We start from the raw sequence: 7,965 nt of genomic DNA, 5'->3' as shown, positions 1-7,965 counted from the left end.
TAAAAAAAACAAAAAATAGAAGCTATATTTTTAGATAATAAAAAAGGTCCATTACGATAAAATAATGAACCTTTGACTAACGCAATATGGTAAGGCAACAATTGCAAATAAAATCCCCTTTTTGGGTAAAACTAAGAAGGGATCACTCCCAGCAATCTAAACCAAAAATAATCCAGAGGAACTAACAAGAGGAAAGTCAGTATAAATAATATAATACATAATCTAACGCCATCCATTAATGGTACTTTGCCCATCCCCATAGCCACAACAATGGGTGATGCCTGATAAGGCAATAATGGCGTTGAATAACCAATAACTTGTACCATCAGTACGGCAATCATGGGTAACTCAGTTGCAGTGGAGAGAGATTCAGCCAGCGGTGTATATAATGCAGGAACACCATTAGCCGTTACGACAAAGTTTAACCCGCTGGTCAACCCAACTAAGCTACCAAAATCTACAAATGGGCTATTAGGGTCCAATGGCAATAATTTTTGAAGGTAAGTACCTACTACCATTCCGACATTTGAATAACTCACTAAGGTTGCTAGGCTTAAAATCCCCGCTACATAAATACAGGTGCGAATATTTACCGCTTGAACAAATTCATCATTGGTCACAAACCCCACTTTCGGTAGCAAACATAAACATGCCGCCACTAAACCGACCCATGCAGGAGAAACACCATGAGTGGTATCTGTTATCCAGAAAAGTAAGGTTATTGCCAAAAGAAGGCCTAATTTTTTCTCATTACGGCTCATCGGCGGTAATTTTTTTTGTTCAGTCATCGGCTGTAATTTGGCAGGAAATAGAAAATAGATACTCAGAACAACTAAAAGACCTTTGATTAGCCCCAAAATAGGCATATGGAGAAATAGGTAGTTTAAATAAGATAGCTTTATTCCATAGGTGGTTTCTATTGCACCAGCCATCACTAAATTCGGTACGTTAGCAGGTAGTATCGTGGCTGAAAGTTGGAATGTACCAAACCCGACAGCTAACGCTAACCCTATACGGCCTCGGCTACCACTTTCTAATCTGACTTTATCGGCTATCGCCATCACAATCGGCATCAATAGTGCAATCCGCCCCATGTTCGATGGCATGATAAAAGCCAACCCATAAGCAAGGAGCACCACACCTGTGATCAGCTTTAACCATGAACTCGTAAAACGCCCTGAGATATGTTGAGCAATACGCTCTGCCAGTCCAACTTTATTAATCGCAAAGCCAAGGATAAAACCACTTAACACAAGCCAAAAAGCTTCTGAAGTGAACCCTGAAAAAATCACATTGGTCGGGGCTAAATGTAAACATGCTGCTGCGGCTAAAAACAGTAATGCCACCAAGTATTCAGGGAGTTTCCCTGTTGCCCAAAACCCAATTGTAATTGCGATAACAACCGCACTCAGCCATTCTATCTCTGCCATCCACGTCGCCTTCTATTGGTTTTTATTATTGTTCAAAAAGATGATTTGATATGCACTCAATTTTATTTTTAATCCACCAAAAATAGAATATGCAGACCAATGAAATAACAACAGCAAGTGACGAATTTATGAAGTTTTTTTTATGCGTTAGAGTGGAGAAAAATTCGTCGTTTCTAAAAATATTTCCTGAAAATTACGACTTATATTAATAAAAAGCCGATATAACCTAATTAATTATAGTTATACCGGCTGCAATCTAAATGAGTTGATGCTGATTATTCAACCGTCACTGATTTCGCTAGGTTACGTGGTTGGTCAACGTCTGTTCCTTTGATTAATGCAACATGGTAAGACAACAGTTGCAGTGGAACAGTGTAGAAAATCGGTGCGATCAATTCTTCAACATGTGGCAGCGAAACAATTTTCATGTTTTCACTTGCGACAAAACCAGCGTCTTGGTCAGCGAACACATACAGCAGACCGCCACGAGCACGTACTTCTTCAATATTGGATTTCAGTTTTTCCAATAATTCATTGTTAGGTGCGATGATGATAACTGGCATATCTGCATCAATTAACGCTAATGGGCCGTGTTTTAATTCACCCGCGGCATAAGCTTCAGCGTGGATGTATGAAATCTCTTTTAATTTCAATGCCCCTTCAACTGCGATAGGGAATTGATCGCCACGACCTAAAAACAAGGCATGGTGTTTATCAGAGAAATCTTCGGCTAACGCTTCAATGACTTTATCTTGTGACAGCATGCTTTCAATACGCGCAGGGAGCGCATGTAATGCATGAGAAATACTTTCTTCTAACTCAGGGTTTGCGCCTTTTAAACGGCCCATGTACGCCACTAACATCAGTAGAACAGTTAATTGGGTAGTGAACGCTTTGGTTGATGCCACACCAATTTCTGCCCCTGCTTTTGTCATCAGTGCAAATTCAGACTCACGCACCAATGAAGAACCTGCGACGTTACAAACAGCTAACGAGGTCAAGTAGCCTAACTCTTTTGATAAACGCAGCGCAGCCAATGTATCTGCAGTTTCACCTGATTGGGACAACGTTATCATCAAGCTATTTTTGCGATGCGCTGGGTTACGGTAACGATACTCTGAAGCAATCTCCACATCACATGGGATACCCGCTAAGGATTCAAACCAGTAACGTGCAACCATCCCTGCGTTGTAAGAAGTTCCACAAGCAACAATTTGAATGTGCTCAACTTGGGAAAGAATTTCGTTCGCTTTCGGGCCTAACTCGCTTAAATCGATACCGTTGTCTTTATCAAAACGCCCTTCAAGGGTGTTTTTAATGGCCATCGGCTGTTCATAAATTTCTTTCTGCATGTAATGACGATACACGCCTTTATCGCCTGCATCATATTGAACGTTCGATTCAATTTGTTCGCGCTCAACTGGCGCACCGCTATTATCAAAGATACGAACGGTGCGGCGAGTCACTTCCGCAACATCCCCTTCTTCAAGGTAGATGAAACGGCGAGTCACGGGTAACAGCGCCAGTTGGTCAGAAGCTAAGAAGTTTTCGCCGACACCCAGACCGATAACCAATGGGCTACCAGAGCGTGCAGCGACTAATAATTCAGGAATACGGCTATCCATAATCACGGTACCGTAAGCGCCGCGTAACTGAGGGATAACACGTTGAACCACTTCCACCAACGTGCCACCTTTTTGTTGTTCATGATGAACAAGGTGTGCAATCACTTCAGTGTCAGTTTCTGAACTGAAAATATAACCCTGTTTTTTCAGTTCTTCTTTCAATTCTAAATAGTTTTCGATAATGCCATTATGAACAACAGCAATATAACCAGACGTATGCGGATGCGCATTACGTTCACTTGGAATACCATGTGTCGCCCAACGGGTATGTGCAATCCCCGTTCCGCCAGATACTGGTTTTTTCTCTGCTTCTTCCGCCAGCATTTGCACTTTGCCCACTTCACGTAAGCGTTGTAAATGACCTTCGTGGTCAACAACAGCCATACCCGCTGAGTCATAACCACGATATTCAAGACGACGAAGACCTTCTAACAGAATTTCTGCAATATCACGTTGTGCAACAGCACCTACAATTCCACACATATTTTATTTATTCCTAGACAAAAGGTTCCTTTCTTTAGAAACCTTCATTTGTCGTAACCTAATTGCTTTTCAGCTTTCGCTGTTCCCCAGCCTTGTAGAAAATGGGGAGATATTTTTATGCCACCTTAGGTAGCTATTTTATAATTTACTACTTTTTATATTCAAAGGGGCAATCGGCCCCTTATCAAAATTCACTTATTTTTTCTTTACTGGACGCTGCCAGTTTTTAATGTGCATTTGCTTAACGCGGCTGACCACTAATTCGTCCTCGTTAACATCTCTAGTGACTGTCGTGCCAGCACCAATGGTGGCGCCTTTTGCTACCGAAACAGGGGCAACTAATTGAGTATCAGAGCCGACAAACACATCATCACCAATAATGGTTTTATGTTTATTCGCGCCATCATAGTTGCATGTGATGGTTCCTGCGCCGATATTCACGTTATCACCAATTTGCGCATCGCCAAGGTAACTTAAATGCCCCGCTTTTGAGCCTAAACCTAAAGTGGCATTTTTCATTTCAACGAAATTACCCACATGCGCTTTAGCCGCTAATTTAGCACCAGGACGCAAACGAGCAAAAGGACCAACCGTACATTCTGCTGATAATTCAGAGTTTTCTATGACTGAATACGGGCTAATCACTGAGTTATCACCAATAACGCAGTTCCTTAAAATACAACCAGATTGAATTTGTACGTTGTTACCAAGCGTCACATTCCCTTCGATAATGACATTGGTATCGATAATAATGTCACGCCCATGGGTCAATGTGCCGCGTATATCAAAACGCTCAGGGTCGATTAGCATCACCCCCGCAAGTAACAATTTTTCTGCTTGTTCTTTCTGGTAAACACGCTCAAGTGCAGCTAGTTGCAGACGGTTATTAACCCCTTCCATTTCACTTAAACGGCTTGGGTGAACGGTCGCTACTTTATTACCTTCTTTATGAGCAAGAGCAATAATATCCGTTATGTAGTATTCGCCTTGCGCATTATCGTTGTTCAATTGAGCCAACCAACGTTTGAAATCTTTACCGCTTGCAACCATGATCCCAGTGTTAATCTCTTGGATTTTACGTTGCTCTTCAGTCGCATCTTTTTGCTCAATGATTCCGACAACTTCATTATTTTCACGGATGATACGGCCATAACCTGTTGGGTTATCTAAAATCACGGTCAATAAGCCAATGCCGCCTTGGGGCTTAACTTCAATCAGGCGATCTAACGTGTCTTTCGCAATCAAAGGCACATCGCCATATAACATGACGATATCTTCATCATCTTGGAAACTTGGTGCCGCCTGTTGCATTGCATGCCCAGTACCGAGCTGTTCTGCTTGCAGAACCCAATTTAAATTCTGCTCACCCAGTTTTTCTTTCAGTAAATCACCGCCATGCCCGTATACCAGATGGATATCTGATGCACCGATTGATTTTGCAGTATCAATTACGTGCTGAACCATTGGTTTGCCCGCAAGTAAATGCAAAACTTTAGGCAAATCTGAATACATCCGTGTGCCTTTACCGGCAGCTAAAATTACGACACTTTTTCTTTGCACAGTCATTTTTCCTGAAACTCCAACTTTGGGATGAAAGTAAACCTATTTCCTATCTAAAATACTACATATTTCGCTCAAATAAAAAAGCCAGTTAGGATTAACCAACTGGCTTTTTTTACTATACCGCTATCATTACATTAGCTTTTTAGTTAACTCGATGACTCGAAGTTTCGCTATTGCTTTTGCAAGTTCTGCCGATGCCTGAGCATAATCAACATCGCCGTGTGCTTTACGGACGTGTTCTTCCGCTTTGCGTTTAGACTCCACTGCACGAGCTTCGTCTAAATCTTTACCACGGATCGCTGTATCAGCGAGTACGATAACACCGTTTGGTTGAACTTCTAAAATACCGCCAGAGAGGTAAATTAGTTCTTCTTCACCAAACTGCTTGGTAATACGTACCATGCCCGGTTTTATGGCAGTCAGCAGCGGGGTATGCTGTGGATAAATCCCCAGCTCACCTTCACTACCTGTCACCTGAATTTTCTGTACTAGGCCTTCAAACATTTGTTTTTCAGCACTCACTACAGTCAGGTGGTATGTCATTGCAGCTACCATATCAACCTCCTGTCAGCTGGATTAAAGCTTTTTCGCTTTTTCCACAGCTTCTTCAATGGTACCAACCATATAGAACGCTTGTTCTGGCAGGTGGTCGTAATCACCGTTCAGGATACCGCCGAAGCCACGAATAGTGTCTTTCAGGGAAACGAACTTACCTGGTGAACCGGTAAATACTTCAGCAACGAAGAATGGTTGAGACAGGAAGCGCTGGATCTTACGAGCACGAGCAACAACCAGTTTGTCTTCTTCAGACAGTTCATCCATACCCAGAATTGCAATGATATCTTTCAGTTCTTGGTAACGTTGCAGAATAGACTGAACGCCACGTGCAACATCATAGTGCTCTTGACCAACGACGAGTGGGTCTAACTGACGGCTAGTAGAATCCAGAGGGTCAACCGCTGGGTAGATACCCAGAGATGCGATTTGACGGCTCAGAACTACCGTTGCGTCTAAGTGAGCAAAGGTTGTTGCTGGTGATGGGTCAGTCAAGTCATCCGCAGGAACGTAAACCGCTTGTACGGAAGTGATAGAACCCGTTTGAGTTGAGGTAATACGTTCTTGCAGAACACCCATCTCTTCCGCCAGCGTTGGCTGATAACCTACCGCTGATGGCATACGACCTAACAGTGCTGATACTTCAGTACCTGCTAAGGTGTAACGATAAATGTTGTCAACGAACAGCAGTACGTCACGACCTTCGTCACGGAATTTCTCAGCCATAGTCAGACCAGTCAACGCAACGCGCAGACGGTTTCCTGGTGGCTCATTCATCTGGCCATAAACCAGTGATACTTTATCCAGAACGTTTGAGTCGGTCATTTCATGATAGAAGTCGTTCCCTTCACGAGTACGCTCACCAACACCCGCGAACACTGAGTAACCTGAGTGCTCAATCGCGATGTTACGGATCAGTTCCATCATGTTTACTGTTTTACCAACACCCGCACCACCGAACAGACCAACTTTACCACCTTTTGCGAATGGACAGATTAAGTCCATTACTTTGATACCGGTTTCCAGCAGTTCTGTTGAGTTAGCTAACTCTTCGTAGCTTGGTGCTGCACGGTGAATTGACCAGCGCTCTTCTTCGCCGATATCACCTTTCATATCAATAGGCTGACCCAGAACGTTCATGATACGTCCTAAAGTTGCTTTACCTACTGGTACTTCGATTGGGTGCTCTAAGTTTACTACTTGTAAACCACGGCTCAGGCCATCAGATGTACCCATTGCGATACAACGGACAACACCACCGCCTAACTGTTGTTGAACTTCCAACACCAGTTTTTCTTTACCGTTAACAACCTCAAGAGCGTCGTACACTTTTGGTACGTCATCTTGAGGGAACTCGACGTCCACAACGGCGCCGATTACCTGGATAATCTTTCCAGTAGCCATCTTGAATCCTCTACGTAATTCGTAAACCTAGCTGTTAAACCGCGGAAGCACCCGAAACGATTTCGGTAAGCTCCTGAGTAATGCTGGCCTGACGAGCTTTGTTGTAAACCAACTGCAACTCTTTGATCAGGTTTCCACCATTATCAGTAGCGGCTTTCATCGCTACCATTCGTGCGGCCTGCTCACTAGCCAGGTTTTCAACGACGCCCTGATAAACCTGCGACTCGATATAACGACGTAGCAGGGTATCCAGCAACGCCTTAGGATCGGGTTCGTATATATAATCCCAAGACTTCTTCTTCAATGTTTCGTCATTGCTTGCAGGCAATGGCAGTAATTGAAGAATAGTTGGCTCCTGAGACATTGTATTGATGAACTTGTTAGTCACCACATACAGTTTATCCAAACGCCCTTCATCATAGGCTTGTAGCATAGTGTTAACTGGACCAATCAAATCCGAAAGCGTTGGGTTATCCCCCATTCCGGTGACTTGTGTTACGACGTTACCGCCCACAGAACCGAAGAATGAAACCGCTTTAGAACCGATTAAAGCCAAATCAACCTGAACGTTTTTCTCAGACCATGACTTCATGTCCGCTAGTAGCTTTTTGAACAAGTTAATGTTCAAGCCACCACACAGACCACGGTCTGTTGAAACAACCAGATACCCGACACGCTTAACTTCACGCTCTTCGAGATATGGGTGTTTATATTCCAGATTACCTAACGCTAGGTGACCAATCACACTGCGCATGGTTTCTGCATAAGGACGGCTGGCCGCCATGCGTTCCTGCGTTTTACGCATTTTGGACGCAGCGACCATTTCCATCGCTTTAGTGATCTTTTGTGTATTTTGTACACTTCCGATCTTGGAACGTATCTCTTTTGCGCCGGCCATTTCTGCT

6 protein-coding genes are annotated in these 7,965 nt (G+C 43.4%); all 6 read right to left on the bottom strand.

The window, feature by feature from the left end:
• Nucleotides 1-131: 131 nt before the first annotated feature.
• A complete protein-coding gene (locus tag AABS66_RS20765; protein ID WP_206085545.1) occupies nucleotides 132-1,430 on the bottom strand; it encodes an SLC13 family permease in 1,299 nt (432 codons plus the stop codon).
• 275 nt (nucleotides 1,431-1,705) lie between these two features.
• Nucleotides 1,706-3,538, bottom strand: a complete 1,833-nt coding sequence (gene glmS / locus AABS66_RS20760) for a glutamine--fructose-6-phosphate transaminase (isomerizing) (protein WP_430225427.1) — start codon at nucleotides 3,536-3,538, stop codon at nucleotides 1,706-1,708.
• A gap of 195 nt (nucleotides 3,539-3,733) precedes the next feature.
• On the bottom strand, nucleotides 3,734-5,104 hold the full coding sequence (gene glmU / locus AABS66_RS20755; protein ID WP_430225426.1) for a bifunctional UDP-N-acetylglucosamine diphosphorylase/glucosamine-1-phosphate N-acetyltransferase GlmU: 1,371 nt from the start codon (nucleotides 5,102-5,104) through the stop codon (nucleotides 3,734-3,736).
• A 126-nt stretch (nucleotides 5,105-5,230) separates the two neighbouring features.
• Entirely contained in the window at nucleotides 5,231-5,656 is a 426-nt protein-coding gene (locus tag AABS66_RS20750; RefSeq protein WP_042846797.1) for a F0F1 ATP synthase subunit epsilon, read from the bottom strand.
• Between the two features lie 21 nt (nucleotides 5,657-5,677).
• A complete protein-coding gene (gene atpD, locus AABS66_RS20745; RefSeq protein ID WP_206085533.1) occupies nucleotides 5,678-7,060 on the bottom strand; it encodes a F0F1 ATP synthase subunit beta in 1,383 nt (460 codons plus the stop codon).
• A gap of 34 nt (nucleotides 7,061-7,094) precedes the next feature.
• Nucleotides 7,095-7,958 (bottom strand): F0F1 ATP synthase subunit gamma, encoded by an 864-nt coding sequence (atpG, locus tag AABS66_RS20740; protein ID WP_004906741.1) that lies wholly within the window; start codon nucleotides 7,956-7,958, stop codon nucleotides 7,095-7,097.
• Between the last annotated feature and the right edge of the window lie 7 nt (nucleotides 7,959-7,965).

It is taken from the genome of Providencia sp. SP181 (assembly GCF_050446505.1).
GTDB lineage: Bacteria > Pseudomonadota > Gammaproteobacteria > Enterobacterales > Enterobacteriaceae > Providencia > Providencia vermicola.
This window is presented reverse-complemented; position numbering and strand designations above follow the sequence as displayed.

Excerpts from the sequence above, each read along its gene's own strand:
- AABS66_RS20765 (WP_206085545.1), bottom strand. The coding sequence starts at position 1,430 with ATGGCAGAGATAGAATGGCTGAGTGCGGTTGTTATCGCAATTACAATT.
- glmS (WP_430225427.1), bottom strand. The coding sequence starts at position 3,538 with ATGTGTGGAATTGTAGGTGCTGTTGCACAACGTGATATTGCAGAAATT.
- glmU (WP_430225426.1), bottom strand. The coding sequence starts at position 5,104 with ATGACTGTGCAAAGAAAAAGTGTCGTAATTTTAGCTGCCGGTAAAGGC.
- AABS66_RS20750 (WP_042846797.1), bottom strand. The coding sequence starts at position 5,656 with ATGGTAGCTGCAATGACATACCACCTGACTGTAGTGAGTGCTGAAAAA.
- atpD (WP_206085533.1), bottom strand. The coding sequence starts at position 7,060 with ATGGCTACTGGAAAGATTATCCAGGTAATCGGCGCCGTTGTGGACGTC.
- atpG (WP_004906741.1), bottom strand. The coding sequence starts at position 7,958 with ATGGCCGGCGCAAAAGAGATACGTTCCAAGATCGGAAGTGTACAAAAT.